This window comes from Streptomyces sp. NPDC029296 (assembly GCF_055569255.1).
Genome location: NZ_JBVHXT010000050.1, coordinates 32,605 through 58,524, shown reverse-complemented (window position 1 = coordinate 58,524; position 25,920 = coordinate 32,605). Strand labels below are relative to the sequence as shown.

Below are 25,920 nucleotides of genomic sequence, written 5' to 3'. Positions count from 1 at the left end.
GCGCGGCGGCCTTGCCGCGGGGACTTCCGTGAACAAGCGCGGCGGTCTCGCCGCGGGGACTTCCGTGAACAAGCGCGGCGGCCTCGCCGCGCGGACGTCAGTGGGCGGCGCGGACCACGAGCGCGGAGTTGAACCCGTTGAAGCCGCGGGCCAGGACGAGCGCCGTGCGCACCTCGGCCGGACGCGCCTCGCCCGTCACCAGGTCCAGGTCGTAGCCGTCGGCCTGCTCGACGTTCGTGGTGGGCGGGATCAGCCCCTCCTCGATGGCGAGCAGCGCGGTGGCCACGTCCAGCGGGGCGGCACCGGAGTACAGGCGGCCGGTCATGGTCTTGGGCGCGGTGACCGGGACGCCCCGGGCGCCGAAGACGGCGGTGAGCGCGTCGGCCTCGACGCGGTCCAGCTCCGGGATCGCGGCGGCGTCGGCGAACACCACGTCCACCTCGTCCGGGGTCGTGCCCGCGTCCGCCAGGGCGAGTTCGATCGCCTTGCGCAGGCCCGGCGGGCGTCCGCTGCCCGGCCTGGGGTCGAACGTGGAGCCGTAGCCCGCGATCTCGCCGTACGTCCGGGCGCCGCGCTCCCGCGCTGCCTCCGCGTTCTCCAGGATGAGGATCGCGCCGCCCTCGCCCGGGACGTGGCCGCGCGCCTCGGCGTCGAACGGCAGGTACGCGCGCGACGGGTCGTCGCTGGTGCTCAGCCGCTTCCCGGCGAGCTGGGCGACCCAGCCCCAGGTGCACACCGACGCGTCCATGCCGCCGGAGACGACCAGCCGGGTGCCCTTGCGGATCTGCCGGCGGGCCTGGGCGAGCGCGTCCAGGCCGCCCGCCTGCTCGCTGACGACGACCCCGCTGGGCCCCTTCATGCCGTTGCGGATCGAGATCTGCCCGGAGTTGACCGCGTAGAACCAGGCGAAGGACTGGTAGGCGCTGACGTGCTGGCCGCCCTTGCTCCACAGCGCCTGGAGTTCGCGCTGGCCGAACTCGAAGCCGCCCGAGGAGCTGGCGGTGACCACGCCCATGTCGAACTCGGGCAGCTCCCGCGGCTTCACCCCGGCGTCCGCGAGCGCCCAGTCGGCGGCCACGAGCGCGAGCCGCGTCATGTGGTCGGTCTGCGGCAGCAGCCGGCTGGGCAGGTGGTCGCGGGCGACGAAGCCGGGGACCTCGCCGGCCAGCCGGGCGGGGTACCGCGCGGGGTCGAAGCGGGTGATGCGGCCGATGCCGCCCTTGCCGGTCCGGGTCGCCGCCCAGTAGTCCTGGGTGCCCAGGCCGTTGGGGGCGGCGACGCCCAGTCCGGTGACCACCACCTTCGTGGCCGTGCCGGTCATGCCACGCTCCTCTCGGGCCGGGCGAGCACCATGGCGCTCTGGAATCCGCCGAAGCCGCTGCCGACCGTCAGGACGGTGTCCGTGCGGTGCTCGCGGGCGGTGAGCGGCACGTAGTCCAGGTCGCACTCCGGGTCGGGGGTGTGCAGATTGGCCGTCGGGGGCACGACGTGGTGCTCCATGGCCAGGGCGGACGCGGCGATCTCGATGGAGCCGATCGCGCCCAGCGAGTGGCCCACCATCGACTTGATGGAGGAGACCGGCGTGCGGTACGCGTGGTCGCCCAGGCTCTTCTTGAACGCGGCGGTCTCGTGCCGGTCGTTCTGCTTGGTGCCCGAGCCGTGCGCGTTGATGTAGTCGATCGCGTCGCCGTCGATCCGGGCCTCGCCGAGCGCGACACGGATGGCCTCGGCCATCTCCGCGCCGTCGGGACGCAGCCCGGTCATGTGGTACGCGTTGGAGCGGGTGGCGTAGCCCGCGATCTCGGCGTAGACATGGGCGCCGCGCGCCCGGGCGCTCTCCAGCTCCTCCAGCACGAAGAAGGCGGAGCCCTCGCCCAGCACGAACCCGTTGCGGGTGCCGTCGAAGGGGCGGGAGGCGTGCTCGGGGTCGTCGTTGCGCGGGGTCGTCGCCTTGATCGCGTCGAAGCACGCCATGGTGATCGGCGAGATCGGCGCGTCCGACGAGCCGGCGATCATGACGTCGGCCGAGCCCTCGCGGATCAGCTCCACCGCGTGGCCGACCGAGTCCAGGCCGGAGGTGCAGCCGGTGGAGACCACCGTGCTGGGGCCCTCCGCGCCCACCTGCCAGGCGACCTCGGCGGCGAAGGAGCTGGGGACCATGTGGTCGTACAGGTGCGGGACCGCGTAGGTGTGGTCGACCAGGTCCAGCAGGCCGCCGTTGCTGACGACGCGGTACTCCTGGTCCAGGCCCATGGTCGCGCCGACCGCGCTGCCCACGGTGACGCCGACGCGGTAGGGGTCGATGCCGGTCAGCTCGATGCCGCTGTCGGCGACCGCCTCGCGGGTGGCGACGACGGCGAGCTGGGCGGCGCGGTCCATGCGCCGGATCTCCTGCGGGTTCAGCCCGTGCTCCTCGGGATCGAAGTCGATCTCGGCGGCGACGCGCGAGCGGAACTGGGAGGGGTCGAAGAAGGTGATGCCGCGGGTCGCGGTGCGGCCCTCGCTCAGCAGGCTCCAGAAGTTCTTCACGCCGATGCCGCCCGGCGCGAGGACTCCGATGCCGGTGATGACGACGCGCCGGGGCGTCATGCGGAGGCCTCCCAGTGGTAGAAGCGGGTGGCCATCGCGTCCTTGGGCGAGCGCCACGTCTGCGGGTCGTACGCCTCGATGAAGGGCTTGAGGTCCTCGCTGATCCGGATGAAGCGCGGGTCGGTCCTGGCCTCCTCGATCAGCTCGCCGCCGTTGTCGGTGTCGAAGTCCTGGAGGTGGAAGTACAGGCCCCGGTACTTGAACAGCTGACGGCGGCGGGTGCCCATGCGGTGGGGCATCTCGGTGTCGTCGAAGGCGCCGAAGAGGCGGGCGACGTCGTCACTGGCGTGCGGCTCCATCCGGGCCACGATCAACGTGCTGTGCTTCATGGTGGGTGTCTCCTCACGACGGTTCGCGACCGGACGCGGCCGGGCGCGGCCGGTGGTGCTCGGGCGGGTGGCGCAAGAGGTGGGGTGGTGGGGCGGGCGCGGGGTCAGCGGGACGGGCCGAACCAGCGCTCCAGGGCGGCGGGCAGCTCGCCGGGCCCGCCGGGCGCGATCCAGGCCACATGGCCGTCGGGGCGCACCAGGACGGCGGTGGCGCCGGCCGCCGCGTGCTCCGGGGTGATGCCGTGCGGGGCCGCGGTGACGGTGTCCACGCGGTCCGCCCAGCCGGCGGCGGCGTGCCGGAGCGCGGGGTCGTCGGCGAGGTCGAGCAGCAGGCCGCGTGCGCTGTGCAGCAGGGCGGTGGTGCCGGTCTTGTCGCCGTCGGCGGTCACGAGTTCCAGGTGCGGCATGCGGCGGCCGGGCAGCGGGTGGCCACTCGCGCCGACGTCGTAGCGGATGTCCAGGCCGCTGATCATGCCGGCGAGGTGGCGGCCGACGTCCTCGTACGCGATCAGTTCGGAGAGCACGTCGCGCAGCGGCTGCATCTCGCTGCCGCTGAGGTAGAGCAGGCCCTGGGCCTGGGTGTTCGTCAGCAGCCGGCGGCCCACCGGGTGGCGCTCGGCGTGGTAGGTGTCGAGCAGTGCCCCGGGGGCCGTGCCGCGCACGACGGCGGCGAGCTTCCAGCCCAGGTTGACCGCGTCCTGGATGCCGGTGTTCATGCCCTGGCCGCCGGCGGGCAGGTGGATGTGCGCCGCGTCGCCGGCCAGCAGGACGCGGCCGCGGCGGTACTCGGTGACCTGGCGGGCGGCGTTGCCGAAGGCGCTGATCCACACGGGGGTGGCGCCGCTGATGTCCTGGTGGGTCAGGCGCTGCCAGGCGGCGGCGACCTCGGCGAAGGGCGGCGGGCCGGTGCGCTCGCGCGGCGGGTTGTCGCGCTCGCAGACGATGATGCGGTGGATGCCGTCGCCGATGGGCACCGACATGGCCATGCCGCCGGGCACGGACTCGCCGATGGGGCGGGGCCGCACCTCGCAGTCGGTGATGTCGGCGAGGTACATCTCCATGGTCGCGGCGGTGCCGGGGAAGTCGAATCCGGCGAGCTTGCGGACCGTGCTGCGCCCGCCGTCGCAGCCCACCAGGTAGCCGGCGCGCAGACGTTCGGGGCCGTCGGGGCCCTCGGTCTCGACGAGGACACCGTCCTCGCCGGCCGTCAGGGCGACGAGTTCCCGGCCGCGCCGCACCCGGACGCCCAGCTCGGCGAGCCATGCGCCGAGCACCGCCTCCGTACGGTGCTGGGGCACGTCCTTGACGCTGAAGTGGGCGCCGTCGAGCACGCCGAAGTCGACGGGGGTGCCGCCGAAGTGGCCGAGCTTGCTGGTGACGATCTCGCCGAAGCGGGGCAGCAGTCCGCGCTGGTCGAAGACCTCCATGGTGCGAGGGGTGAAGCCGAGCCCGCGGGATTCTCCGCTGGGCTGGGGAAGGCGGTCGATGACGACGGTCTCGACCCCGGCGAGGCGCAGTTCACCGGCGAGCATCAGCCCCGAGGGGCCTGCTCCCACGATGACCACGGGAACGTCGACGAGGGCAGCGTCCATCCGCGCCTCCTTTCCTGTTGCGTACGTCCCGGTACGGGGAGACGCCGGTGAGTTGGCTGATGGCACGTCGGATCGCCGTCGCACGCGGGCCATTGCTCGCTCGCGGGCGGACGGCGGCAGACGGGAGGGAAGGTGAGGGTGAGGGTGATCGAGCGTTGCGGCGGTACGGCCGCCAGGGAACGGCACGGACGGGTGAGGCCGGTGGGACCGCGTCGGCGAGGTGGCTCTTCACGCCCCGGCGACTGGCACGAGGCGGAGCGAACACCGGCCTGAGGGCACACGTGTGCCGCCCGATCAGCGTGACAGGTGGGCCGGATGTTTGTCAATCGCCCGGCGCGAAGGGCTTGTTCGCGCGGCCGGAAGGGCACCGGCCGCGACGCCGGGCGGGCGCCCGCTCAGCCCAGGACGCGGTGGTGGGGGCCCAGCGACAGGCTGAGCTGGGTCGCGGCGGTGGTCGTCGCGTCGATCACGTCCGGGTGCGCCGCCCCGGCGTCCGGCATCAGCACGAGGACCGCGCCGAAGACCCAGCCGTCCCACATCACGGGCGCCGCGCAGGAGTTCCAGCCGGCGACGCACTCCTCCAGGCCGATGGCGTGGCCCCGGTCGCGTATGTCGCGCAGCGAGTCCCACAGCGCGTCGTTGTCCACCAGCGCGCCGGGGCCGGCCTCGGCCACGGCGGGTTCGGCGGCGACCCGTTCCTGGATCGGGCGCGGGAGGTACGCGAGGATCGCGCGGCCCGACGCGCCGGTGCGCAGCGAGCGGGTGACGGCCAGCACCTCGCGGGGCGTCATGCCGAGTTCGGACAGGTCGGAGTCGCCGACGGCCATGTCGACACACTGCCGCTGGGCACCGCCGAACGGGGCGAGCGTGTAGAGGAAGGCGAGTCCGCCCCCGGTGGCGGCGCGCAGCCTGAGCAGGACCGACCGGGCGGTGTGGCGGTCGAGGGTGTGCGCCATGGCCTGCATGCCCACCAGGGCGGCGGTGGTGCCGAGTTGGTATCTGCCGCGGCCCACGCGGTCGAAGACGCCCTCGTAGATGCCGGACTGCAGGATGCGGTGGACCGCGGAGTCGTCGAGTCCGGCCGCCTCGGCCAGTTCCCCGGGGCCGTGCGTGCGGCCGCGCAGCTTCACGAACGCCTGCTGGACCCGGAAGACGCGCTCGGCGTGGCCGGTTCCGCCCGTACGGATGCGATCGCCGGACTGTCCCCAGGCCGGATCCGCGTGCATGTTCATGGCGACCCCCGTCTCTCCACCACGCACGATCCAAGCCATCCTAACCAGACGGCTTGGTGACAATCCGTCAGCAACAGCGGCTCCGCCGCCGCCGACCCGACCCCCCGAACGAGGAACAAGCCGGATTCACGGACATACACGCACATGGAGGAGCAAAAGGGTGCGCGTTTTCGGGGAAATCGCCGTCGAGCATACGGGGACGCATGCCCACGGAACCGGACACACCTCCTGCGATTTCCCGCCCCGTGAGAAATGATCGACGCGTTCCATTTTCCCCTTTCTTTGCTTGACTCAGCCTTCCCGGCCTACGCAGACTGTGAACTGCGAGCCGGGGGCTACAGGCCTGAATTGATACGGTTGCACGGGGGCAGGCCAGACTGATAAACCGCGATTCCAGCGCACCTATCCGGTACATTCCAACCATCATTCACTCAGCGCGCGCCGCGCCATGTCCGCCGCGCAGCGCCCTCTTGCCGTCGCGCGACAGGTGAGGTGCGACAGGCGTCACCACCTGGCCAGATCATGGCCTGCCAGCCATGACCCAACGACGGGTCCGACAAACAGCAATTCCATTTCAAAAAACGGGGAACACGGAATGCGCCAAGCTCTGCCATTGTCAGAAACGTCGGATGACCAACCCTGCGCGGATGCACTGATCCCTGCTCTGCGCGCACTCGCGGAGCTTTACGAGGAATGCGGGCGGGTGTTAGCACACACCCCGTACAGCCTGCGGCAGCGCGTCACCGGAAGCCGGGCCATCGGTATTTCCCTGAACGAGAAAGCGATGGCGCTCCGGACCGAGATGAAGAACACGCTCGCCTCCTGGGCGCGCCTGGTGGTGGACGAGTGCGGCACGGCCGTCCCGTCCCAGGAGGGGGTCCGCCCCCTGGTGTCCTTCCTCGTCCGCCATGCCGGCTGGCTGGCCGCGCATCCCGCGGCCGGTGACTTCACCGAGGAGATCACGGCACTCGCCAGGTCCGCCCGCCGTATCGCGGGTCCCGGCCCGGCCCACCGTGTCGACCTGGGGCGCTGTGTGCGGTCCGGCTGCTCCGGCACGCTGCGCGCCGTGGTGCACGACGGCGACGACACGGCGCCGGGGCAGGTCTCGTGCGACGCCGGGCACGCGCTGCCGCCGCAGCAGTGGCTGCTGGTCGCGCACCGCATGCGGCGGACCGCCTCGCGCGGCGAGCGGGCCACCCGGCGCCACGACGGCGAGCGGGCCGGCACGCGGGAGGAGGCCGCCCGATGAGCCATCCGCAGCGGCGGCGCTTCGTGCCCACCGAACTGGCCGCGCTCGCGGCCGGGGTGACGGAGGCCACCATCCGCAAGTGGGCCAGCCGCGGCAAGATCACCCGCTACGGCAGCCCCCGGCGCGCCCAGTACGACCTGGACGAGCTCATCGCCCTCGTCGCCGACCGGGCCGACGCCCTCGGCTGACCACCGGTCGCGTCAGGACCCGGGCTCGGACGCCGAGCCGGACCGGGGCCCGGGCCCGGGTTCCGGCCCGGGCCCGGGTTCCGGCCCGGGCCCGGGTTCCGGCCCGGCTGCGGCTTCCGGCCCGGGTGCGATCAGGGTGCGGAACAGCGGCGCCGCCAGGCGCAGTACGTCGTCCAGGTCGGCCTCGGCCAGGTCCGGCATGCGCAGCAGGTACCGCTGGGTCGCGATGCCGAACATCATCGCCCCGGACAGCGCGGCGCGCAGCCGCGCGTCCGGGGCGTCGACGTTGGCCGCCACCCGCTCGATGGTCTCCTTGGTCACATGACGGCGCAGCAGCTCGGCGGCCTCCTCGCTGGTCATGCTGGTCCGCAGCAGCACCGCCATGGGGCTGTCCGGGTCGGCGGCCCAGCTGCTCAGCATGGCGCGCAGGTAGTTGTCGACCGTGCGGGCCGGGTCGGGGGTCGTCAGCTCCTCGATCGGCACGTGCCAGCTGACCGCCTCGCGGAAGAGTTCCTGCTTGGTGCCGAAGTACTGGATGACAGACGCCTTGTCCACACCCGCCTCGGCGGCGATGGCCCGGATCGTGGCGCGTTCGTAGCCGACCTCGGCGAATTTCCGGCGCGCGGCCCGCATGATCCGCCGGCGCGTGCGCTCGCCCTTGCGCTCGGGTTCCGCGCCGGTGGCGCCGGCCCCGGCACCGGTGCCGCCGCCGGTCACCCGAAGTCCCCGGCGTGGTGGGCCGCCCACTCGGCGTAGGTGTGCGCCGGGCGGCCGGTCACGTCCCGCACCGCCTGGCTCACGGGCACCGTCGTGCCCGACTGACGGGCGTACATGCGCAGCAGGGAGTCCACCGTCTCCGCCTCCAGGTGCCGGGTCATCCGCTCCCGCGCCGCCTCGGGCGTCAGCTCCTCGAAGCGCAGTTCCCGGCCGAGCACCCGGCCGAGGATCCGTACGCGCTCCGCCTGGGTCAGCGACTGCGGTCCGGTCAGCTCGTGCGCCCGGCCGATGTGCTCGTCGTCCAGCAGGGCGCGGGCGGCCACGGCGGCGATGTCCCGCTCGTCGACGGGCGCCGTGGCGGCGTCGCCGTACGCCGCGCGGACCACGCCCTCCGCCCTGATGCCCCACGCCCACGGCAGGTCGTTGACCATGAAGGGGCCGGGGCGCAGGAACGTCCACGGCAGACCGGAGGCGATCACGGCCTGCTCGTCGGCCGCGTTGAGCCGCCCCATCCGCTCCCGCTTCAGGTGCTCGTCCACCACCGACTGCGAGGACAGCAGCACCACCTGCTTCAGCCCCGCCCGGGTCGCGGCGTCGAGGAACGGTCGCAGGCGGCCGTGCACGGGGAAGAGGAACGCCCGCTCCACGCCGTGCAGCGCGGCGGTGAGGGAGTCGGCGTCGGTCAGGTCGCCCCGGGCCACGTCGACATCCTCCGGCAGGCCGGCGCGCCGCGGGTCACGGGTGAGCGCGCGTACCCGCGCTCCCGCGTCCAGCAGTTCGCGCACCAGGTTCCGGCCGACGTTGCCGGTCGCCCCGGTCACCAGGATCATCCCTCAGCCTTTCGTCCGTACGCGAGCCGTCGAAAGGGGGCGGGCGGGCCCCGGCCGACGGGGGTCGCGCAGGGCATGTCACACCTGCGCACGGCCGGGACACTCGCCGACTCCCTTGCCAGCAAGGGGCGTTGACGACGCTACGCCCGCCTCCGAAAAAAATCAACGCCTGTATAGTTCTACGCCTTCCGACCTAAGACCGCAGGTCCGGCCACTGATCCACGGCCGAAGGCCCGCGTCCGGTGCCACCCGGCGGCCCCTCTGAACCCCTGCCCGGCGGCGGCCGGCCCCGGTGCCGTCACCCGGCGGACGGCCCCCGGGCGCCGGCCGGTGCCGGTCCCCGGACGGCGGCCCGCTCGGTGCGGGCGGCGGCGGCCGTGACCGCCGCCGCGGCCAGCGCGAACGCGGCGCCCGCCCCGGCGACCCACGCGGCGCCCGCCGCGCCGAGGATCCCGGCGCCCAGTACGCCGGACAGCGAGATCGCCAGGTACATCACGGCGGCGTTGAGGGAGACCGCCAGGGGTTCGCTGCCCGGGCCGGCCAGCGCCATGACGCGCTGCTGCTGCGGCGCGGTCACCGACCAGGAGGCGATGCCGCACACCGCCGTCAGCGCGACGGCCGCCGGGTAGGAGGAGCGGGCACCGGCCATCACCGCGAACACCGCGGTCAGCAGCAGCATCGCGCCGGTGACCACCGCGTGCGGCCCCCTGCGGTCGGCCAGCCGGCCCGCGGTGAGGTTGCCAGCCGTCCCGGCCAGGCCGAACACCAGCAGCAGCGCGGCCACCCGGGTGCCGTTCCCGCCGGTGGCGGGCTCGAAGACGGCGCTGATGTAGGTGTACGGCAGGTAGATGCCGATGAACGCGACCAGCGTGCCGGCCAGCGCCCCGGCCACCTTGCGGTCGGCGAGCGGGGCGAGGCGCCGGCGCAGCCGGGTCGGGCCGCCGAGGGTGACGCCGGGCAGCCGCAGGGCGATGACCGGCGCCACCAGCAGGGCGAGCGCGGTGACGAACCACAGGGTGGCCCGCCAGCCCAGCGCCTCGCCGATGACGGTGCCGAGCGGGGCGCCCAGGGCGAGCGAGGCGGTCAGCCCCACGGTGACGACGGCGATCGCCCGGCCCCGGTGTTCGGGCCCGGCCAGCGTCGCCGCGGTGGCGCCCGCGTTGGGGGTGAACATCGCGGCGCCCGCCGCGGCGAGCACCCGGGCGGCCAGGACCACCGCGTAGTCGGGGGCGAGGGCGGTCACCACGTTGCCGGCGGCGAACACCGCGAGCCCGGTGATCATGACCGTACGGCGGGACCAGCGGCCGGTGAGGGCGGCGAGCACCGGGGAGAGCAGGGCGTAGGCCAGCGAGAACACGCTGACGAGCTGGCCCGCCGCGCCCAGGGAGACGCCGAGGGAGTCGCCGATGGCGGGCAGCAGGCCCGCGATGACGAAGGCGTCGGTGCCGACGGCGAAGGTCCCGAGCGCGAGCACCAGGGCGTGGGTCCGCCAGGCGTGCCCCACAGGGGCCGCGGGAGGGGTCATGGGAGCACCTGCGTTTCGATGGTTGTCGAATACGTCGATGCGGATCGTAATAGAGGTTCGATGTGTATCGTAGATGTCGAGCAACATCGCCACAGTCGCGCGCCGTCGTCACCGCCGCGCCGGTGCCGCCCGGCCGCGCTGGGCGCACAGAGCCTGGAGGCAGGATGCGAACGACGGAGGAGACCCGGCTGCCGCAGCCGGACCTCGCCACGGTGGAGATCGGCACCGTGCTGCAAGCCCTCGCGGACCCGGTGCGGCTGCAGATCGTGCGGCTGCTCGACACCCTCGGCGAGGCGCCCTGCGGCGCGCTGGACCTGCCGGTCGGACGCTCCACCGTCTCCCACCACCTGCGCACCCTGCGCGAGAGCGGCGTCGTCGAGACCCATCTGCGGGGCAACACCCGGGTCAGCCGGATCCGCGGCGAGGAACTGGACCGCCGCTTCCCCGGCCTGCTCGCCGCGATCCTGGGCGCCGCACCGGCCGCGCGAGGGAGCGCGGCCGGACCCGACCAAGAGGGAGAACGTTAGATGGGACGGTTCGCACACCTCGCCTACACGGACAGCGTGCGCCGCGTCCAGGAGGAGCAGGGCAGTGGGCAGTTAGGTCTGCGCGCCCTCGCCCAGCCCGACGCCGGCCCGGACGCCCTCGGCCCCGACGAGGCCGCGTTCCTCGCCACCCGGGACGGGTTCTACCTCGCCAGCACGAGCGAGACCGGCTGGCCGTACATCCAGTTCCGCGGCGGCCCGGCCGGCTTCGTGCACGTCCTGGACGAACGGCGGCTGGCCTGGGCGGAGGTGCGCGGCAACCGGCAGTACATCACCACCGGCAACGTGCGCTCCGACGGCCGGGTCGCGCTGTTCTTCATGGACTACGCCCGGCAGGCCCGCCTGAAGCTGCTGGGCCGGGCCCGCACGCTGGGCCTCGACGAGGATCCCGCGCTCGCCGAGCGCCTCGAGAAGCCGCGCACCGACGGCCGGGTGGAACGCCTGATGGTCGTCGAGGTCGAGGGCTTCAACTGGAACTGCCACCAGCACATCACCCCGCGCTACTCCGAGGAGGAGCTGGAGACGGCCCTGCGCCCCGTCCGCGCCCGCATGGACGCCCTGGAACAGGAGAACGCCCGCCTGCGCGCCCGCCTCGCCGAACTCGGCGAGGCGGACTGACCGAGCCGGCCCGGGGCACGGCACACCGCGGCGCGCACCCCGAACCGCCCGGTCTCCTCGGCCGCCGCCCGCCTACGGCAGGTGCCCCACCGTGGGCGGCCTGCCGCCGCCGGTGAGGGCTCGCCGCACGAAGCCGATCACTCCCGTCGCGGCGGCGGTCGCGGCGAGGCTGCCGAGGGCCACCAGGCCCACGCCGATCACGAAGAGGCCGCTGGCCTCGCCGGACCAGTCGTAGTACGCCGCGGCGGTCAGGCCGGCCGAGGTGCCGAGGACGGCGGCCAGGGGATGGCGGCGGGCGGTGGCCCAGTACACCGGCGCCAGCTGGGTGACGACCAGCCCGAGGATCTGCCAGGCCTGGTAGGGGCCGGTCGTCGTGCCGTCCGCCTGTACGTCCGGTCGCTGGTCCCAGCCCAGCCAGGCGGCCCACGCCAGGGGCGCGGCCACGGCCGGCGCGAGGACCGGCAGCAGGCGCGAAGCGGTGTTCGCCGGTTTCTTCGGTCCATTTCGCATACCCCCACCATCGCGCCGCGCGCCGCCTCCGCACAGAGCACGCGTACTCAGCCGCGCCCGAGTACATGCCCCGGTACGTCCCCGGGTACCTGGGCCGGTGCCGCCCGGGCGCACGGCCGGGTCCCGGGCTCCGCACGGCCGGGATCTAGGCTTCCCCCAGGAGGAGATTCGCTTCGTCAGTGCGGTCTGTTGAAATGAAGGAAGCCCCGTTGAACTTCTGGTCGCTCTACAGCCACGGCTTCGCACGCATCGCCGCGTGCACGGGCCACACCGTCATCGCCGACCCGCACGCCAACGCCGAAGCGGTCCTGCGCCAGGCCCGCCGCTGCGCGGACGAGGGCGTCGCCGTCGCCGTCTTCCCCGAGCTGGGCCTGACCGGCTACTCCATCGAGGACCTGCTGCTCCAGGACGCCCTGCTCGACCAGGTCGAAGCGGCGCTCCGCACGGTCGTGGCCGGCTCGGCCGAGCTGCTGCCCGTCCTGGTCGTCGGCGCCCCGCTGCGCCACCGCCACCGGATCTACAACTGCGCGGTGATCGTCCACCGGGGCCGCGTCCTCGGCGTCGTACCGAAGTCGTACCCGCCGAACTACCGCGAGTTCTACGAGCGCCGGCAGATCGCCGACGGCCACGACGAGCGGGGCGGCAGCATCCTCGTCGCCGGCGCCGAGGTGCCGTTCGGCGTGGACCTGCTGTTCGCGGCCGAGGACGTCCCCGGGCTGGTGCTGCACACCGAGATCTGCGAGGACATGTGGGTGCCGGTGCCGCCCAGCGCGGAGGCCGCCCTCGCCGGGGCCACCGTGCTGGTCAACCTCTCCGGCAGCCCGATCACCGTCGGCCGGGCCGAGGACCGCGCGCTGCTGTGCCGCTCGGCGTCCTCCCGCTGCCTCGCCGCCTACGTCTACGCGGCGGCCGGCCTCGGCGAGTCCACCACCGACCTGTCCTGGGACGGACAGACCATGATCTACGAGAACGGGGTGCTGCTCGCCGAGTCCGAGCGCTTCCCGGCCGGCGACCAGTGCGCCGTCGCCGACGTCGATCTGGACCTGCTGCGGCAGGAGCGGCACCGGATGGGCACCTTCGACGACAACCGCCGGGCACACGCCGCGCGGACCGGGGACTTCCGGACCGTCTCCTTCGAGCTGGCCCCGCCGCTCACCGACCTCGGGCTGCGCCGCCGCGTCGAGCGGTTCCCGTTCGTGCCCGCCGACCCCGACCGGCTCGCCCTGGACTGCTACGAGGCGTACAACATCCAGGTCGCCGGCCTCCAGCAGCGGCTGGCGGCCATCGGCGGACCCAAGGTCGTCATCGGCGTCTCCGGCGGCCTCGACTCCACGCACGCGCTGATCGTCGCCGCCCGGGCGATGGACCGCGCCGGCCGGCCGCGCAGCGACATCCTCGCCTTCACCCTGCCCGGCTTCGCCACCAGCGACCACACCAAGGACAACGCGCACAAGCTGATGCGCGCCCTCGGCGTCACCGCCGCCGAGCTGGACATCACGCCGACCGCCCGGCTGATGCTGAAGGAGATCGGCCACCCCTTCGCCTCCGGTGAGCCGGTCTACGACGTCACCTTCGAGAACGTCCAGGCGGGCCTGCGCACCGACTACCTGTTCCGGCTGGCCAACCAGCGCGGCGGCATCGTGCTGGGCACCGGCGACCTCTCCGAGCTGGCGCTCGGCTGGTCCACGTACGGCGTCGGCGACCAGATGAGCCACTACAACGTCAACTCCGGGGTGCCCAAGACCTTCATCCAGCACCTGATCCGCTGGGTCGTCTCCAGCGGCCAGTTCGACGACGAGACCGGCAAGGTGCTGACCGCGATCCTGGACACCGAGATCAGCCCCGAGCTGGTGCCGGGCGAGGAGCTGCAGTCCACCGAGTCCAAGATCGGCCCGTACGCGCTGCACGACTTCACCCTCTTCCACGTGCTGCGCTACGGTTTCCGGCCCTCCAAGATCGCCTTCCTGGCCTGGCACGCCTGGCACGACCCGGCCGCCGGCGCCTGGCCGCCCGGCTTCCCCGAGGCCAAGCGGGGGGCGTACGACCTGGCGGAGATCCGGCACTGGCTGGAGGTGTTCTGCCGCCGCTTCTTCGCGTTCTCCCAGTTCAAGCGCTCGGCGATGCCGAACGGCCCCAAGGTCTCGGCGGGCGGCTCGCTCTCCCCGCGCGGCGACTGGCGCGCCCCGTCCGACGGCAACGCGGAGTCCTGGCTGCGCGACCTGGCCCGCTTCGACTTCGAGGCGGCGGGCCGCTAGGGCCTGTCTGGAACCGCGCGTCCGCTTCGGCCACTCTTTCCCCTCGTGGCGAGCGTTCCGTATCAAGGGGGGCCGGGAGGCCCGCAGGCGCACATGGTGGTGTGCGGTGACGACGGGCTCGCGCACCGGCTGGCCGCCGAGTTGCGCGGGGTCTACGGCGAGCAGGTCACCCTGGTCGTACCGCCGGACCGGCGCACCGCCCGGCCCCCCGTGGTCGGCCGGGCCCGGGCCGCGTCGGCGGCGCTGTTCGACCGGGTGGTCAGCGCCGCGGTGGGGACGGTGGGCCGGGCGGGCGGACCCGGGCAGCCCACCGGCCCGGCCACCGGCCAGCGCCCGGACGGCGAGGCGGTCGTGGAGGCCGCCGAACCGACCGAGGCGGTGCTCGCGGAGGCCGGGGTGGCCCGGGCCGCCGCGCTGGCCCTCGTGTACGACGACGACGAGACCAACATCCGGGCCGCGCTGACCGCCCGCCGGCTCAACCCCCGGCTGCGGCTGGTCCTGAGGCTGTACAACCGGCGGCTCGGCCAGCACATCGAGGAACTCCTCGACCAGGCGGCCGCGCTGGCCGCCGGGGGCGGGGAGGACGGCCCGGGCGCCGGCCCGGAGGCCTCCACGACCGTACTGTCCGACGCCGACACCGCCGCGCCCGCGCTCGCGGCCACCGCCGTCGCCGGCACCGGCAGGGTCATCCAGACCGAGGGGCTGCTGCTGCGTGCCGTGGAACGGCCGCTGGCCGGCGAGGAGGGATCCGGCGCCGACCCCGGCCTGTGCACGCTCGCGTTGCTGTCCGGCGGGGAGCAGCCGCCGCTCCTGCTCCCCGGCGACGAGGAGGTGCGGCAGGCCGCCGGGCGGCACGCCGTGGTGCTGGAACACGTCTCCTCCCCCACGGACGCGGCATCCGCCGCGCCCGCCCGCCGGCTGACCGGCGTCATGCCGCTCGCCTCGCTCTTCTCCCGGCGGCTGCGCTGGTCGCTGGCCGGACTGGTCGGCTGCGTGGTCGCCCTCGCCGTCACCCTGTGGCTGGTCACCGGCATCCATCCGCTGCGCGCCTGCTACATCACCCTGCTCGACCTGTTCGCCATCGACGACCCGGCGCTCGAGGAACCCCTCGGCCGCCAGGTCCTGCAACTGCTGTCCGCACTCGTCGGGCTGCTCCTGCTGCCGGTGCTGCTGGCCGCCGGGCTGGAGGCGCTCGGCACCTTCCGCACCGCCTCCACCCTGCGCAGGCCGCCGCGCGGGCTGAGCGGGCACGTGGTGCTGCTCGGACTCGGCAAGATCGGCACCCGGGTGCTGACCCGGCTGCGCGAGCTGAACGTCCCCGTCGTGTGCGTCGAGTCCGACCCCGAGGCACGCGGCCTGGCCACCGCCCGGCGGCTGCGGGTGCCGGTGGTCCTCGGCGACGTCACCCAGGAAGGCGTCCTGGAGGCGGCCCAGATCCACCGGGCGCGGACGCTGCTCGCGGTGACCAGCGCCGACACCACCAACCTGGAGGCCGTCCTGTACGCCCGCACGGTCCGCCCCGACCTCCGGGTGGTGCTGCGCCTGTACGACGACGACTTCGCCACCGCCGTCTACCGCACCCTGCGCGCCGCCCACCCGCACGCCCTGACCCGCAGCCGCAGCGTCACCCACCTGGCCGCCCCCGCGTTCGCCGGGGCGATGCTCGGCCGGCAGGTCCTCGGCGCGATCGCGGTGGAGCGCCGCGTCCTGCTCTTCGCCGCGGTCGACGTCGACGGCCACCCCCAGCTGGAGGGCCACACCCTGAACGAGGCCTCCCACACCGGCTCCTGGCGCGCCCTGACCCGCCTGGGCCACCCGGACACGCCCTCCGGCCACGTACTGGAGAAGGGCGACCGCGTGGTCGTGGCGGCGACCCGCAGGGGCCTGGCCGAACTCCGCTGACCGCACCGCGTCACAGCGCCCAGCTCAGGGAGGGCTCGTCCAGCCAGCCCCGCCCGCCGTCGGCGGTGACGGTGACCCCGAACCGATCGACCGTGGGACGCCCCCGCTCCGCCCACCACGCGTAGGCGCCCTCCACCTCGTCCCACACCCGGCGCTCCCCGTACTGCCAGACGGTGTACTCGCGGGCGTCCGGAGAGCCGTCCCAGTCCACGGCGGCCCACGAGGTGGCATCCGTGGTCGCCAGCCACAGCCGCGTCGCAACGCCCGGAACGTCCGGCCGTTCGTGCCAGGCATGCCACACGTCCGGCAACCGCAACCCCACGGCGAAGCGGGCGTCGGCATCCGCGCCGGCGACGAGCCACGGATCCAGACCGGTCGATGTCTCCTCCGGGGTGTGCCCGTCGCGCACCACATCGCGGTAGATCCGCAGGTCCGTGCGCTGCCCGCGCATCAGCATGAACGCGGAGTACGGCGCGAAACGCCCGGAGGCGACCCCGTCACCACCCACGTGCAGTCGCAGCAGCCCGTAGCAGAACCAAGGTGTCTCCCAGGGCGTGAGGACGATCCCGCCGGGCCGGGTCTGCTCCACCCACGCGTAGGGCAGGCGACGCACGGAACAGGTGGCGATGATCCGGTCGTACGGCGCCGAGGGCGGGTGTCCGCCAGCTCCGTCCGCGCACACGACCCGCGGGCGCAGGCCCAGCGCCTCCAGCGAGCGGACGGCGGCGCCGGTGAGTGCGGGATCGATGTCGACGGTCGTCACGTTCCCGTCGCCGAGCAGAGCGGTGAGGAGCCCGGCGTTCCACCCCGTGCCGGTGCCGATCTCCAAAACCCTGTGCCCAGGGCGCGGGTCGAGCATCCGCAGCATGCGGAACACGATCGACGGCGCGGACGCGGACGACGACGGCCAGACGTCACCGTCTCCCGGTTCCCGGCCGTCATTGACCTGCGTGACGACCGGCGCGTCAGCGTAGGCGGCGGCGAGCCATCGCGCGGCCTCCTCGTCACGGTGGCAGGTCACCCAGTCGCCTTCGTCGGCCAGCCAGACCTTGCGGGGCAGGAACATGTGCCGAGGGGCACGGTGGAAGGCGGCTCCCAACTCGGGACTCAAGGACCCCAGTTCTGCCCTGAGGGCGCGGAGCAGACCACACGCGGCGGCCTGCTCCTCATCACTCATGACGTACATGCCGAAGCTCAGCCCTTCTTGTGCTTGGGGTCAGGCTTCGGCTGAGCGGTGTCCGGAGACGGCTTCGACGTACCCGGGTCCTTGCCCCCGGCATGCTTGCCGTCGCCACCGGATCCGCCCTTACCGGTTCCCCATCCCATGTGAGCCTCCTTCGTGTTGTGTCGGTTTCTGCCGCTACGGGCTGAGGCTCCGGTCGATTCACAGGACCGGCCGATGCCCCGGTCAGCCGGCCGGGGACCAGGCGGCCTGGGCCGGTCCGGAGGGGGCGGCGGAGGTTTGCTCCCCATAAGACGGTCTCCTCTTTCTTCGAGTGGGACCGGCCAATGCGTGATGGCGTGAACGAGCAGCACGCGCTGGCCAGGTGATTGAAGACGTCGGGAAACCACTGATGGGCGTGACGCCCGACGCCGGATCCGGCCGGCTGGCCCTGGCCAGGGCTCTACAACAGCGACTCGCCGGGCTCCGGATCGCCCCCGTCAGCCTCCGGCACCAGCAGCCGTGCTCCCCGACTCTCCGCCACCCACAGTGCGGCTCTCAAGGACTCGGTCAATCGCGCCGACAGGTAACGAAGTTCGACTGGCCCGGTAGCCGGGTCGTCGATCAACGCCCCCGCGTGCTGGAGAAGTTGCTCACCCATACCCAACTGAACGGACTCCACCTTGTCCGCCAGACGGGAGAGGTAGCCGCTCCCGTCGTCGTCAGGGATGAGGTAGCAAGGCTTGCCCTCCGGACTGGTCCAGGGCAGGAGGCGGGCGGCACGGCATGTGGTGCCCCTCTTGGAGTCGTCCATCAGGCCGCCGCTCCTGCATCGTTGATCCGTGGGAGATTGAGCGAGGGCCGGTGTCGCTCCCATCGGCGGTACTTGAGGGGGTTCCGCTCGGCGAGGGGTGGGGCGGAGAGGCGGACGTTACAGTGCGGCATGTCTACCTGCTTTCTCCAGGTGGCCATGCCCCCGGGCCGTGCCAGCGGTCGCGGGGGTCTGTCGTGTTGTGCGCCCTGAACGGCAGCTGGCAACGGGGCACAAAGGTGCCCCCATCCCACGCATGATCACGCTCAGTGCTGGAACGACTACGAGCGTACTCGCAGATTCTCTGCGAGTTAAGAACTTTTGCTATTCGCAGGGAGGGGTACGCCTGACAGACTGGCGCCCAAGGGAAGGAGCGCTCATGAGTGAAGGCTTCGGGCTCGTCGTACGGTTCAAGTTGCGCGACCAAGAGGCAGCGACTGCCTTTGACGCACTGTGTGGTGAGACCTTGAAAGGGATTACGCAGCATGAGCCGGGCACGCTTGCCTACGTCACCCACACTCCGGTCGGTGAGCCGCTGGTCCGCGTCTTCTACGAGTTGTACGAAGACCGCTCCGCCTTCGAGGCGCACGAAGCCCAGCCGCACACCAAGCGGTTCCTCGCGGAGCGCGAACGCTATCTGACGGGCGTGGACGTGACGTTCCTCGATGCCATCGCCAGGAAGGTGGCGGCGTAGCCGTGTCCTCAGAGGGACGTCGGGCCTTCGGGGCGCGCGTGGCCGAACTGCGACGGCAGCGAGACCTGACCCAGAACGAATTGGCCGCGGTGATCGGCCGCACGGCAAGCTGGGTGTCGCAGGTCGAGCGAGGAATCCAGCCGGTCAATCGGCTGGACGTACTGCGGCTGCTCGCCGACGGACTCGGCGTACCCTTGCATGTCCTCCAACCCGAGGCCGTCGACGCAAGGTTGGCTGACGCCGGGGCTGCCGACGAAGCGGTGCCCAACGATCTGGATCAGGCGCGGTTGGTCATCTCCGGGCACTCGGCGCTGGATGTCGTCCTCGAACCACGAGAAGACTTCCGTGCCGATGCGGTTCAAGTACTGCGGGACGAGGTGGAGCGGGTCTGGAGGCTCACGCACGAAGACCGGTTCGCAGACCTCAGCCGGGCTCTGGGCACGTTGCTGCCGCGTTTGGAGCGCGCCGCCCGGACGGCCCCTGGCGAGTTCGCGCCGGAGGTCCATGGGCTTTTGGCACGCACCTACCAAGCCCTGTCAGCGGCCTTCGTACGACAGGATGAGGCGGATGCCGCGTGGCTGGCCGCGGACCGGGCGATCCGCGCGGCCGAACTCGCCGGCGACCCTCTCGGAGTCTTCGTCGGCGTCTTCCGGCTGGTGCACGCTTTCGTCCGGCTCAAGCGCTTGGATCAGGCCGAACACGCTGCCACCGCGGCGCTCAACACCCTGACCCGGCATGCCGAAGCCGAGTCGACGCCCCCAGAGGAGCTGTCGGTCCTCGGCTCGCTCCACCTCGCGCTGGCCCTGGTGCACGCACGCGCCGGTGAACGGTCCGCCGCTCGCGAGCAGATCGACAAGGGACGCGCCGTCGCCGCCCGCCTGGGATATGAACGTAACGACTTCAACCTTGAGTTCGGCCCTACGAACGTCGAGGTCCAAGCGGTCTCCACGGCCGTCGACCTCGGTGACGCAGGAGAAGCCCTGGACACGGCCGAAGGACTGGACATCAGTGTCCTGTCCACCGAACGGCAGGCCAGACTACTGATGGATCTCGGACGTGCCCACGTGCAGCGTCGGCAACTCGGCGACGCGCTCGCGTGCCTGCTGAAAGCCGAGGAGATCGCTCCCGACCTGATCAGAACCCACATTGCCGCACGCGCAGCCATCCGAGAGCTGATGCTGATGGCCGGGCGGTCGGCCTCGTCCGAGCTACGCGGTTTGGCCGAGCGCACGGACGCCATGGGGTAGGGGCCGCAGCCATGGGGCTCGAGAGGTGGCGGACACGCCGGCGAGGCCGACGTGCGCCGACTGCGAGCTAGCCAGGCAGGTGCCGTGCCGCGAAGTCCAGTTCCAGTCCGACCTGCTTGATGCGTTCGTCGACCACCAGGGAGCCGTGGCCCGCGTCGTAGCGGTAGACCTCGTGGACCGCGGCGCGGGCTTCCAGTCTCTCGACGTAGTTGTCGATCTGGCGGATCGGGCAGCGGGGGTCGTTGACGCCCGCCGAGATGTAGACCGGGGCCCTGACCCGGTCGACGTAGGTGAGCGGGGAGGACGCGGCGAAGCGGTCCGGGACCTCCTCGGGGGTGCCGCCCAGCAGGGTGCGGTCCATGGCCTTCAGGGACTCCATCTCGTCGTGGTACGCCGTGACGTAGTCCGCGACCGGGACGACCGCGATGCCGAGCGCCCAGGCGTCCGGCTGGGTGCCGACGCCGAGCAGGGTCAGGTAGCCGCCCCAGGACGCGCCCGTGAGGACCAGGCGGCCGGGGTCGGCGAGGCCCGAGGAGACCGCCCAGTCCCGGACCGCGGCCACGTCCTCCAGCTCGATCAGGCCCACCCGGTGCTTGAGGGCGTCGGTCCAGGCGCGGCCGTAGCCGGTGGAGCCCCGGTAGTTGACACGGATCACCGCGTACCCGTGGTCGACCCAGGCCGCCGGGCCCGCCGCGAAGGAGTCGCTGTCGTGCCAGGTCGGGCCGCCGTGCAGGTCGAAGACGGTGGGCAGGGGACCCGTGGCGCCCGCCGGCTTCTGGACGAGGGCGTGGATGCGGCCGCCGGGCCCTTCCACCCACACGTCCTCCACCGGCACCGACGGCGGGCACGCCATGCCCGGGGGATCCAGCACCACACCGCCGGCCGTGGAGCGCACCGCCGGGGGCTCGGCGGCCGACGACCACAGGTACTCCACGCTGCCGTCGGGGCGGGCCGTCGCCCCGGAGACCGTGCCGGGCGGGGTCGGGATGCGGGTCAGCTCGCGGGCCGCCAGGTCGTACCGGAACAGCTCGCTGCGGGCCTCGAAGCCGTGCACGACGAGCAGGGCCGAACCGTCCGGGTACCACTCGGCGCCGACGTCGCCCGGCAGGTCCAGCGCCAGCTCGGTCTCCTCGCCCGTCGCCACGTCCCACACCATCGGCTCCCAGCGGCCCCGGCGCTGATGCCCGACCAGCAGCCGGGTGTCGCCGTCGACCGGGGCGAAGCCCAGCACCTCCAGGCCCAGTTCCTCGACGCCGCCCTTGGTGTCGTCCAGCTCGGCGACCGTCGTGCCGTCCGGGCGCAGCACCCGCAGGGCGGCGTGCATGGCGTCGCCGTGCTCGGTGTGCTCGACCGCGATCAGCGAGCCGTCGTGCGAGAGGTCGCCGACGCCCGCCGACTCGCGGTGCCGGTAGATCTCCACCGGCTCCGCGCCCTCGCGCGCCAGGTGGATCGTCGTACCGTCGTCGTCCGTGGAGCGGCCCACGACCGCCGTGCGGCCGTCGCGGGACAGGGCCAGGCCAGCCGGGTAGGACGGGGCGAGGCCGGGCACGGCCGGCTCGTCGGGGCCGCCCGCGAAGGGCTGGCGGCGCCAGATGCCGAACTCGTCGCCGTCCTTGTCGTCGAACCACCAGATCCACGCGCCGTCCGGGGAGAGCACGCCGTCCGTCGTGCCGTTCGGCCGGTCCGTCGCCTGCCGCTGCTCGCCCGTCGCGCGGTCCCAGGCGTACAGCTCGTACGTCCCCGTCGCGTTCGACACGAACAAGGCGCGGTCCGGCGCGTCCTCCGCCCAGTCGGGCAGGGAGACCCGCGGCGCCCTGAACCGCTTCTCCCAGTCCGGCATGTCCGGTGCGTCCGGTGTCCTGTTTTCGCTCATGGCCCCAGTCATGCGCCCATACTGCCTGGCCGAACCGACAATTGGGTGGCGGGTGTGCGCAGCCTGTGGATAACTTCCCGGCCATGAGCGTTTCCGCCGATTCCTCGCCCACATACGACGGGTCCCCGTCCGACGGCCCCTCGTCCGACGGATCCTCTCCGACCGCCCCGCAGGACGCACTCCCCCAGGACTCCCGCCCCCTGGACTCCCTCCCCGAGGGCTGGCTGGAGGACAACCGGGCCCTGTGGGACGAGCGCGTGCCCCTCCACGTCGCCAGTCCCTTCTACGACCTCGCCGGCTTCCGCACCCGCCGGGACGACCTGCGCGACTTCGAGACGGCGGAGGTCGGCGATGTCACCGGCAGAACACTCCTGCACCTCCAGTGCCACATCGGCACCGACACCCTCTCCTGGGCTCACCGGGGCGCCGCCCGCGTCGTCGGCCTGGACTTCTCCGCGCCCGCCGTGGAGGCGGCCCGCGCCCTCGCGGCCGACCTCGGCTACGGCCCCGAGCGGGCGGCCTTCGTCACCGGTGACGTGTACGACGCGCCCGAGGCCGTGCCCGAGCCGTCGTACGACATCGTCTACACCGGGCTCGGCGCCCTGTGCTGGCTGCCGGACATCCGGCGCTGGGCCGAGACGGCGGCGTCCCTGGTCGCGCCGGGCGGCTTCCTGTACCTCGCCGAGTTCCACCCGCTCACCGAGTCCCTGGACGACGAGACCGGCACCCGCATCGTGCGGGACTACTTCGCCCGGGACGCGCAGGTGTGGAACGAACCGGGCACCTACGCCGACCTGGACGCCGCCACCGTCCACAACCGCAGCGTGGAGTGGCAGCACACCCTCGGGGACGTCGTCTCCGCGCTCGCCGCGACCGGACTGCGCGTGGAATTCCTGCACGAGCACGACGTCTCGCTCTTCCCGCGCTTCGCGAACTTCGAGGTCCGCGACGGCTACCACCGCTTCCCGGCCGGCCACCCCCGCGTCCCGCTGATCTACTCGCTGAAGGCGAGCAGGAGCGGCTGAGGCCGGAGCCGAGCCGCCGGAGCCGGTTCAAGAGCCGACCCGCGCCCCGGGGGCCGGAGCGGGCGCCGTACCGTGGAGGGCGTGTACCGGTTTCTGCTGACACCCCGCTGGTGGGGCATCAACGTCTTCGTGCTGCTCGCCATCCCGTTCTGCGTGTTCATGGGGTCGTGGCAGCTGAGCCGGTTCGAGGGGCGCGTGGAGGACCACCGCACCGCGACCGAGCAGGCCTCCTCCGGCCGCGGCGAGGCCGCGCGCCCGCTGGACTCGATGCTGCCCGTCGACAAGAGCACCTCGGGCCGGCGGGTCACGGCGAGCGGGCACTACGGCAGGCAGCTGCTGGTGCCCGGCCGGGAGCTGGACGGCAAGCGCGGCTTCTACGTCCTCACCCTGCTGCGCACCGACTCCGGCAAGGCGCTGCCCGTGGTCCGGGGCTGGCTGCCCGGCACGGCGGACCCGGCGAAGGCCCCCGCCCCGCCCGCCGGCGAGGTCACCGTCACCGGCGCGCTCCAGGCGTCCGAGACCCCGGGGGACAACGGGGTCAGCGCGCAGGGCGGGCTGCCGGCCGGGCAGACGGCGGCGATCAGCACGGCGTCGCTCGTCAACCTGGTGCCGGACCGGCTGTACGACGCGTGGGTGACGCTGGACAAGGGCGAGGCCGGGATGAAGGCCGTGCCCGCGACCGCGCCGACCGGTACGGGGCTGGACCTGAAGGCGTTCCAGAACCTCGGTTACACCGGCGAGTGGTTCGTCTTCGCGGGCTTCGTGGTGTTCATGTGGTTCCGGTTGCTGCGGCGGGAGCTGGAGTTCCAGCGGGACGCGGCGCTGGGCCTGGTGCCGGAGGACGCGGAGCGCACCCCGGTCCCGAGCGGCTGACCCGGCGGATCCGGCGCCGGCCGGGAGGGCTCACGCCCCCGCCAGCAGCCCCGTGTAGTACACCGTCCCCGCGCACGCCCCCGGCACCACCGCGGTCGCCGCCGGTGCGCCGCCCTGAGCCGTGTGGGTGACCGCGACGCTGCCGTCGGCCGTGCCGTCCTCGGTGACCAGCTGGGTCGTCGCGCCCGGCGTCCCGGTGCTGGTGTCGGTCGCCCCGCCGGTCGCGCCCGCCTCCTGGGTCGGCGTCGGGTCGGGGGACGGGCCGCCCGTGTCGGAGCCCCCGTCGGTGCTGCCGCCCACGGCCGGGCAGGTCTCGGAGGGCACGAAGGCGAACTTCTCCTCGTACGCCGCTCCAGGCCGCAGGACCAGTGAGGCGACCTCCAGGGAGGGGTCGGGCAGGGCCGCCGCCGCGTCCCCGGCCGAGTGCCGCACGGCGCCGATCTTGGCCGGGTCGGCGGCGCCCTGGGCCGACGGGGCGACACTGCCGGGGCCGGTCACCTTGCAGGCCGTGGCGGAGACGTTGACGACGCGGAAGGTGCCGTAGACCACGCCCGCGGAGTCGGGGGCGTTCACGGTGCCGATGGCGGAGCCGAGCCGGCCCGGTGAGCACGGCGCGATGCCGGCGGGGGCGGTGGCGGTGGGCTGGGTGCCGGCCGGGGTGCCGGGGCGGTGAGCGTCCTTGTGGTCCTTCTCGCCCTCGGGCCTGTCCGTCTCCTTGCCGGGCTTGACCTCGGTGCTCGGGGTGTCCTTCTTGTCGTCCTCGCCGGCGGTGCCCTTGTCCTTGCCGTGGCCGGTGCCGCCCTGGGCCTGCGAGGTCTGGCCGGCCATCGCGGTGTTGGGGTCGGAGCCGCCGGCGTGGGAGACGTGCACCAGGGCGGGGATCGCGGTGCCGATGAACAGGGCCGCCGCCGCCACGCCGACCACCGCCTGGCGCTTGCGGGCCCGGCGCGCGGGGACCGCCCGGCGCAGGTGCTCCAGGGTGCCGCCGCGCGGTTCGATGTCGTCCACCGCCGTGTGCAGGAGGCGGCGCAGGGCCAGCTCGTCCGAGTCGAGTCCGTCGAGGCCGTCCGGTGAGTCGGTGACCGGGCCGGGCCCCTCGGGGCCCTTGCCGTCGGGGCCGTGGTTCACAGTTCCGTTCCCAGCGTGCGTTGGCGTGTGCGGTTGCCCGTGGTGGCGCGTCGGCTCGTGCCAGGCGTAGGGCTCGTGACGTTCATGGGAGTCGCCCCCTTCGGCGCGGTCGCTCATGCCGGTGTCCTCATGGCCACCCGCAGCGCGGCGATGCCCCGTGAGCCGTACGCCTTCACCGAGCCGAGGGATATGCCGAGCGTCTCGGCGACCTGGGCCTCGGTCATGTCCGCGAAGTACCGCAGGACGAGCACCTCGCGCTGGCGGCGCTGCAGGCCCTTCATCGCCTGGATGAGGTCCCGCCGCTCCAGCTGGTCGTAGGCCCCCTCCTCCGCGCTCGCCGCGTCGGGCATCGGCTTGGAGAGCAGCTTCAGTCCGAGGATGCGGCGGCGCAGCGTGGACCGGGAGAGGTTGACGACCGTCTGCCGCAGGTAGGCGAGGGTCTTCTCGGGGTCACGGACGCGCTTGCGGGCCGAGTGGACGCGGATGAATGCCTCCTGGACGACGTCCTCGCAGGAGGCGGTGTCGTCGAGGAGGAGGGCGGCGAGACCCAGCAGCGAGCGGTAGTGCGCCCGGTAGGTCTCGGTGAGGTGGTCGACGGTGGTCCCGGCGGCCTCGGCCGTCACGGCACCGGGCAGCTCCTCGGCACCGTCACGCTGACTGGGTATGCGGGCGGGCCGCGCTGCGGGCATGGGCGCGATCACCGGCATGCCGCCGGACGTGCGGGGCCGGAGCGCCGCGGGAGGCCGCAGGGCCGTGCCGCCGCGGGCCACACTGAGTTCGAGTACCTCTGCCACGCCAGTTGGACACGTCTCCCCCCTCGGGGGTTGTACGTGTTCGACGTCACATGTGCGACGACCGGCCGGGCCTCAAGTGCCGTCATGCGTCCCGCTCTTCCCTTATGTCCCATTTGAACGGGCGCCCCCACGCCCCGATCACGGCGTCCCCACGCCAGGATCATCACGTCCCCAGGTCCCGCAAGGGTGACCGCAAAGACGCTCCCCGCCCTCCGTACGGTTGCGGAAGACG

Annotated in this window: 24 protein-coding genes; 10 read left to right on the top strand and 14 right to left on the bottom strand. The window is 73.1% G+C overall.

Going from position 1 to position 25,920, the window contains the following annotated elements; all coding sequences use genetic code 11:
• Nucleotides 1-97: 97 nt before the first annotated feature.
• The 5 genes from ACZ4W9_RS34085 to ACZ4W9_RS34065 form a co-directional block, all read right to left on the bottom strand.
• Nucleotides 98-1,321 (bottom strand): ketosynthase chain-length factor, encoded by a 1,224-nt coding sequence (locus ACZ4W9_RS34085; RefSeq protein ID WP_467942299.1) that lies wholly within the window; start codon nucleotides 1,319-1,321, stop codon nucleotides 98-100.
• Entirely contained in the window at nucleotides 1,318-2,589 is a 1,272-nt protein-coding gene (locus tag ACZ4W9_RS34080; protein WP_467942298.1) for a beta-ketoacyl-[acyl-carrier-protein] synthase family protein, read from the bottom strand. The genes ACZ4W9_RS34085 and ACZ4W9_RS34080 overlap by 4 nt, the downstream gene beginning before the upstream one ends.
• Complete coding sequence (locus ACZ4W9_RS34075) at nucleotides 2,586-2,918, bottom strand: TcmI family type II polyketide cyclase (protein WP_467942296.1); 333 nt, start codon at nucleotides 2,916-2,918, stop codon at nucleotides 2,586-2,588. Before ACZ4W9_RS34075 ends, ACZ4W9_RS34080 begins: the two co-directional genes overlap by 4 nt.
• 104 nt (nucleotides 2,919-3,022) lie before the next feature.
• The gene (locus tag ACZ4W9_RS34070) at nucleotides 3,023-4,510 is read right to left on the bottom strand and encodes an FAD-dependent monooxygenase (RefSeq protein ID WP_467942295.1); all 1,488 of its coding nucleotides are present in this window, start codon (nucleotides 4,508-4,510) and stop codon (nucleotides 3,023-3,025) included.
• Between the two features lie 395 nt (nucleotides 4,511-4,905).
• Nucleotides 4,906-5,742: an IclR family transcriptional regulator gene (locus ACZ4W9_RS34065; protein WP_467942294.1), complete on the bottom strand. Its 837-nt coding sequence runs from the start codon at nucleotides 5,740-5,742 to the stop codon at nucleotides 4,906-4,908.
• Nucleotides 5,743-6,526: 784 nt separating this feature from the next.
• On the opposite strand from ACZ4W9_RS34065, the gene ACZ4W9_RS34060 reads away from it, so the two are divergent.
• Both ACZ4W9_RS34060 and ACZ4W9_RS34055 read left to right on the top strand, forming a co-directional pair.
• Nucleotides 6,527-6,991, top strand: a complete 465-nt coding sequence (locus tag ACZ4W9_RS34060; RefSeq protein ID WP_467942292.1) for a hypothetical protein — start codon at nucleotides 6,527-6,529, stop codon at nucleotides 6,989-6,991.
• Entirely contained in the window at nucleotides 6,988-7,179 is a 192-nt protein-coding gene (locus tag ACZ4W9_RS34055) for a hypothetical protein (RefSeq protein WP_467942291.1), read from the top strand. The genes ACZ4W9_RS34060 and ACZ4W9_RS34055 overlap by 4 nt, the downstream gene beginning before the upstream one ends.
• Nucleotides 7,180-7,191: 12 nt before the next feature.
• On the opposite strand, the gene ACZ4W9_RS34050 is transcribed toward ACZ4W9_RS34055, so the two are convergent.
• The 3 genes from ACZ4W9_RS34050 to ACZ4W9_RS34040 form a co-directional block, all read right to left on the bottom strand.
• Nucleotides 7,192-7,896 (bottom strand): TetR/AcrR family transcriptional regulator, encoded by a 705-nt coding sequence (locus ACZ4W9_RS34050; RefSeq protein WP_467942289.1) that lies wholly within the window; start codon nucleotides 7,894-7,896, stop codon nucleotides 7,192-7,194.
• A complete protein-coding gene (locus ACZ4W9_RS34045; RefSeq protein WP_467942287.1) occupies nucleotides 7,893-8,726 on the bottom strand; it encodes an NAD(P)H-binding protein in 834 nt (277 codons plus the stop codon). The genes ACZ4W9_RS34050 and ACZ4W9_RS34045 overlap by 4 nt, the downstream gene beginning before the upstream one ends.
• A gap of 298 nt (nucleotides 8,727-9,024) precedes the next feature.
• Entirely contained in the window at nucleotides 9,025-10,251 is a 1,227-nt protein-coding gene (locus ACZ4W9_RS34040) for an MFS transporter (RefSeq protein WP_467942285.1), read from the bottom strand.
• 164 nt (nucleotides 10,252-10,415) lie between these two features.
• On the opposite strand from ACZ4W9_RS34040, the gene ACZ4W9_RS34035 reads away from it, so the two are divergent.
• The gene (locus ACZ4W9_RS34035; protein ID WP_467942284.1) at nucleotides 10,416-10,778 is read left to right on the top strand and encodes an ArsR/SmtB family transcription factor; all 363 of its coding nucleotides are present in this window, start codon (nucleotides 10,416-10,418) and stop codon (nucleotides 10,776-10,778) included.
• Complete coding sequence (locus ACZ4W9_RS34030) at nucleotides 10,779-11,414, top strand: pyridoxamine 5'-phosphate oxidase family protein (RefSeq protein WP_467942283.1); 636 nt, start codon at nucleotides 10,779-10,781, stop codon at nucleotides 11,412-11,414.
• A gap of 72 nt (nucleotides 11,415-11,486) precedes the next feature.
• Here ACZ4W9_RS34030 and ACZ4W9_RS34025 read toward each other — a convergent pair whose 3' ends face one another.
• Entirely contained in the window at nucleotides 11,487-11,924 is a 438-nt protein-coding gene (locus tag ACZ4W9_RS34025) for a hypothetical protein (protein ID WP_467942281.1), read from the bottom strand.
• 194 nt (nucleotides 11,925-12,118) lie between these two features.
• On the opposite strand from ACZ4W9_RS34025, the gene ACZ4W9_RS34020 reads away from it, so the two are divergent.
• Together ACZ4W9_RS34020 and ACZ4W9_RS34015 are read left to right on the top strand one after the other, a co-directional pair.
• Entirely contained in the window at nucleotides 12,119-14,179 is a 2,061-nt protein-coding gene (locus ACZ4W9_RS34020; protein ID WP_467942280.1) for an NAD(+) synthase, read from the top strand.
• A gap of 93 nt (nucleotides 14,180-14,272) precedes the next feature.
• On the top strand, nucleotides 14,273-16,081 hold the full coding sequence (locus ACZ4W9_RS34015) for a potassium channel family protein (RefSeq protein ID WP_467942279.1): 1,809 nt from the start codon (nucleotides 14,273-14,275) through the stop codon (nucleotides 16,079-16,081).
• A 10-nt stretch (nucleotides 16,082-16,091) separates the two neighbouring features.
• On the opposite strand, the gene ACZ4W9_RS34010 is transcribed toward ACZ4W9_RS34015, so the two are convergent.
• Both ACZ4W9_RS34010 and ACZ4W9_RS34005 read right to left on the bottom strand, forming a co-directional pair.
• Nucleotides 16,092-17,258, bottom strand: coding sequence for a methyltransferase domain-containing protein (locus ACZ4W9_RS34010; RefSeq protein ID WP_467942277.1), 1,167 nt, complete (start codon nucleotides 17,256-17,258; stop codon nucleotides 16,092-16,094).
• Nucleotides 17,259-17,706: 448 nt separating this feature from the next.
• Complete coding sequence (locus ACZ4W9_RS34005) at nucleotides 17,707-18,057, bottom strand: hypothetical protein (protein WP_467942276.1); 351 nt, start codon at nucleotides 18,055-18,057, stop codon at nucleotides 17,707-17,709.
• Between the two features lie 376 nt (nucleotides 18,058-18,433).
• On the opposite strand from ACZ4W9_RS34005, the gene ACZ4W9_RS34000 reads away from it, so the two are divergent.
• The gene (locus ACZ4W9_RS34000) at nucleotides 18,434-18,748 is read left to right on the top strand and encodes a putative quinol monooxygenase (RefSeq protein WP_467942275.1); all 315 of its coding nucleotides are present in this window, start codon (nucleotides 18,434-18,436) and stop codon (nucleotides 18,746-18,748) included.
• A 2-nt stretch (nucleotides 18,749-18,750) separates the two neighbouring features.
• On the top strand, nucleotides 18,751-19,995 hold the full coding sequence (locus ACZ4W9_RS33995) for a helix-turn-helix domain-containing protein (protein ID WP_467942273.1): 1,245 nt from the start codon (nucleotides 18,751-18,753) through the stop codon (nucleotides 19,993-19,995).
• Nucleotides 19,996-20,062: 67 nt separating this feature from the next.
• Here ACZ4W9_RS33995 and ACZ4W9_RS33990 read toward each other — a convergent pair whose 3' ends face one another.
• A complete protein-coding gene (locus ACZ4W9_RS33990) occupies nucleotides 20,063-21,868 on the bottom strand; it encodes a S9 family peptidase (RefSeq protein WP_467942272.1) in 1,806 nt (601 codons plus the stop codon).
• Nucleotides 21,869-22,110: 242 nt separating this feature from the next.
• Here ACZ4W9_RS33990 and ACZ4W9_RS33985 point away from each other — a divergent pair, with 242 nt between their 5' ends.
• Together ACZ4W9_RS33985 and ACZ4W9_RS33980 are read left to right on the top strand one after the other, a co-directional pair.
• Nucleotides 22,111-22,893, top strand: a complete 783-nt coding sequence (locus tag ACZ4W9_RS33985) for a class I SAM-dependent methyltransferase (RefSeq protein WP_467942314.1) — start codon at nucleotides 22,111-22,113, stop codon at nucleotides 22,891-22,893.
• A gap of 81 nt (nucleotides 22,894-22,974) precedes the next feature.
• On the top strand, nucleotides 22,975-23,766 hold the full coding sequence (locus tag ACZ4W9_RS33980) for an SURF1 family protein (RefSeq protein WP_467942270.1): 792 nt from the start codon (nucleotides 22,975-22,977) through the stop codon (nucleotides 23,764-23,766).
• Between the two features lie 30 nt (nucleotides 23,767-23,796).
• Here ACZ4W9_RS33980 and ACZ4W9_RS33975 read toward each other — a convergent pair whose 3' ends face one another.
• Nucleotides 23,797-24,894, bottom strand: a complete 1,098-nt coding sequence (locus ACZ4W9_RS33975; RefSeq protein ID WP_467942269.1) for a hypothetical protein — start codon at nucleotides 24,892-24,894, stop codon at nucleotides 23,797-23,799.
• A 113-nt stretch (nucleotides 24,895-25,007) separates the two neighbouring features.
• Complete coding sequence (locus ACZ4W9_RS33970) at nucleotides 25,008-25,688, bottom strand: SigE family RNA polymerase sigma factor (RefSeq protein ID WP_467942268.1); 681 nt, start codon at nucleotides 25,686-25,688, stop codon at nucleotides 25,008-25,010.
• Nucleotides 25,689-25,920: the final 232 nt, after the last annotated feature.

What these genes read in the sequence shown, in the direction of transcription:
- ACZ4W9_RS34005 (WP_467942276.1), bottom strand. Translation starts at nt 18,057, where the DNA reads ATGGACGACTCCAAGAGGGGCACCACATGCCGTGCCGCCCGCCTCCTG.
- ACZ4W9_RS34065 (WP_467942294.1), bottom strand. Translation starts at nt 5,742, where the DNA reads ATGAACATGCACGCGGATCCGGCCTGGGGACAGTCCGGCGATCGCATC.
- ACZ4W9_RS34075 (WP_467942296.1), bottom strand. Translation starts at nt 2,918, where the DNA reads ATGAAGCACAGCACGTTGATCGTGGCCCGGATGGAGCCGCACGCCAGT.
- ACZ4W9_RS34030 (WP_467942283.1), top strand. Translation starts at nt 10,779, where the DNA reads ATGGGACGGTTCGCACACCTCGCCTACACGGACAGCGTGCGCCGCGTC.
- ACZ4W9_RS33990 (WP_467942272.1), bottom strand. Translation starts at nt 21,868, where the DNA reads ATGAGCGAAAACAGGACACCGGACGCACCGGACATGCCGGACTGGGAG.
- ACZ4W9_RS34045 (WP_467942287.1), bottom strand. Translation starts at nt 8,726, where the DNA reads ATGATCCTGGTGACCGGGGCGACCGGCAACGTCGGCCGGAACCTGGTG.
- ACZ4W9_RS34025 (WP_467942281.1), bottom strand. Translation starts at nt 11,924, where the DNA reads ATGCGAAATGGACCGAAGAAACCGGCGAACACCGCTTCGCGCCTGCTG.
- ACZ4W9_RS34020 (WP_467942280.1), top strand. Translation starts at nt 12,119, where the DNA reads ATGAAGGAAGCCCCGTTGAACTTCTGGTCGCTCTACAGCCACGGCTTC.
- ACZ4W9_RS34085 (WP_467942299.1), bottom strand. Translation starts at nt 1,321, where the DNA reads ATGACCGGCACGGCCACGAAGGTGGTGGTCACCGGACTGGGCGTCGCC.
- ACZ4W9_RS34060 (WP_467942292.1), top strand. Translation starts at nt 6,527, where the DNA reads ATGGCGCTCCGGACCGAGATGAAGAACACGCTCGCCTCCTGGGCGCGC.
- ACZ4W9_RS34055 (WP_467942291.1), top strand. Translation starts at nt 6,988, where the DNA reads ATGAGCCATCCGCAGCGGCGGCGCTTCGTGCCCACCGAACTGGCCGCG.
- ACZ4W9_RS34015 (WP_467942279.1), top strand. Translation starts at nt 14,273, where the DNA reads ATGGTGGTGTGCGGTGACGACGGGCTCGCGCACCGGCTGGCCGCCGAG.
- ACZ4W9_RS34040 (WP_467942285.1), bottom strand. Translation starts at nt 10,251, where the DNA reads ATGACCCCTCCCGCGGCCCCTGTGGGGCACGCCTGGCGGACCCACGCC.
- ACZ4W9_RS34080 (WP_467942298.1), bottom strand. Translation starts at nt 2,589, where the DNA reads ATGACGCCCCGGCGCGTCGTCATCACCGGCATCGGAGTCCTCGCGCCG.
- ACZ4W9_RS34035 (WP_467942284.1), top strand. Translation starts at nt 10,416, where the DNA reads ATGCGAACGACGGAGGAGACCCGGCTGCCGCAGCCGGACCTCGCCACG.
- ACZ4W9_RS34070 (WP_467942295.1), bottom strand. Translation starts at nt 4,510, where the DNA reads ATGGACGCTGCCCTCGTCGACGTTCCCGTGGTCATCGTGGGAGCAGGC.
- ACZ4W9_RS34000 (WP_467942275.1), top strand. Translation starts at nt 18,434, where the DNA reads ATGAGTGAAGGCTTCGGGCTCGTCGTACGGTTCAAGTTGCGCGACCAA.
- ACZ4W9_RS34010 (WP_467942277.1), bottom strand. Translation starts at nt 17,258, where the DNA reads ATGAGTGATGAGGAGCAGGCCGCCGCGTGTGGTCTGCTCCGCGCCCTC.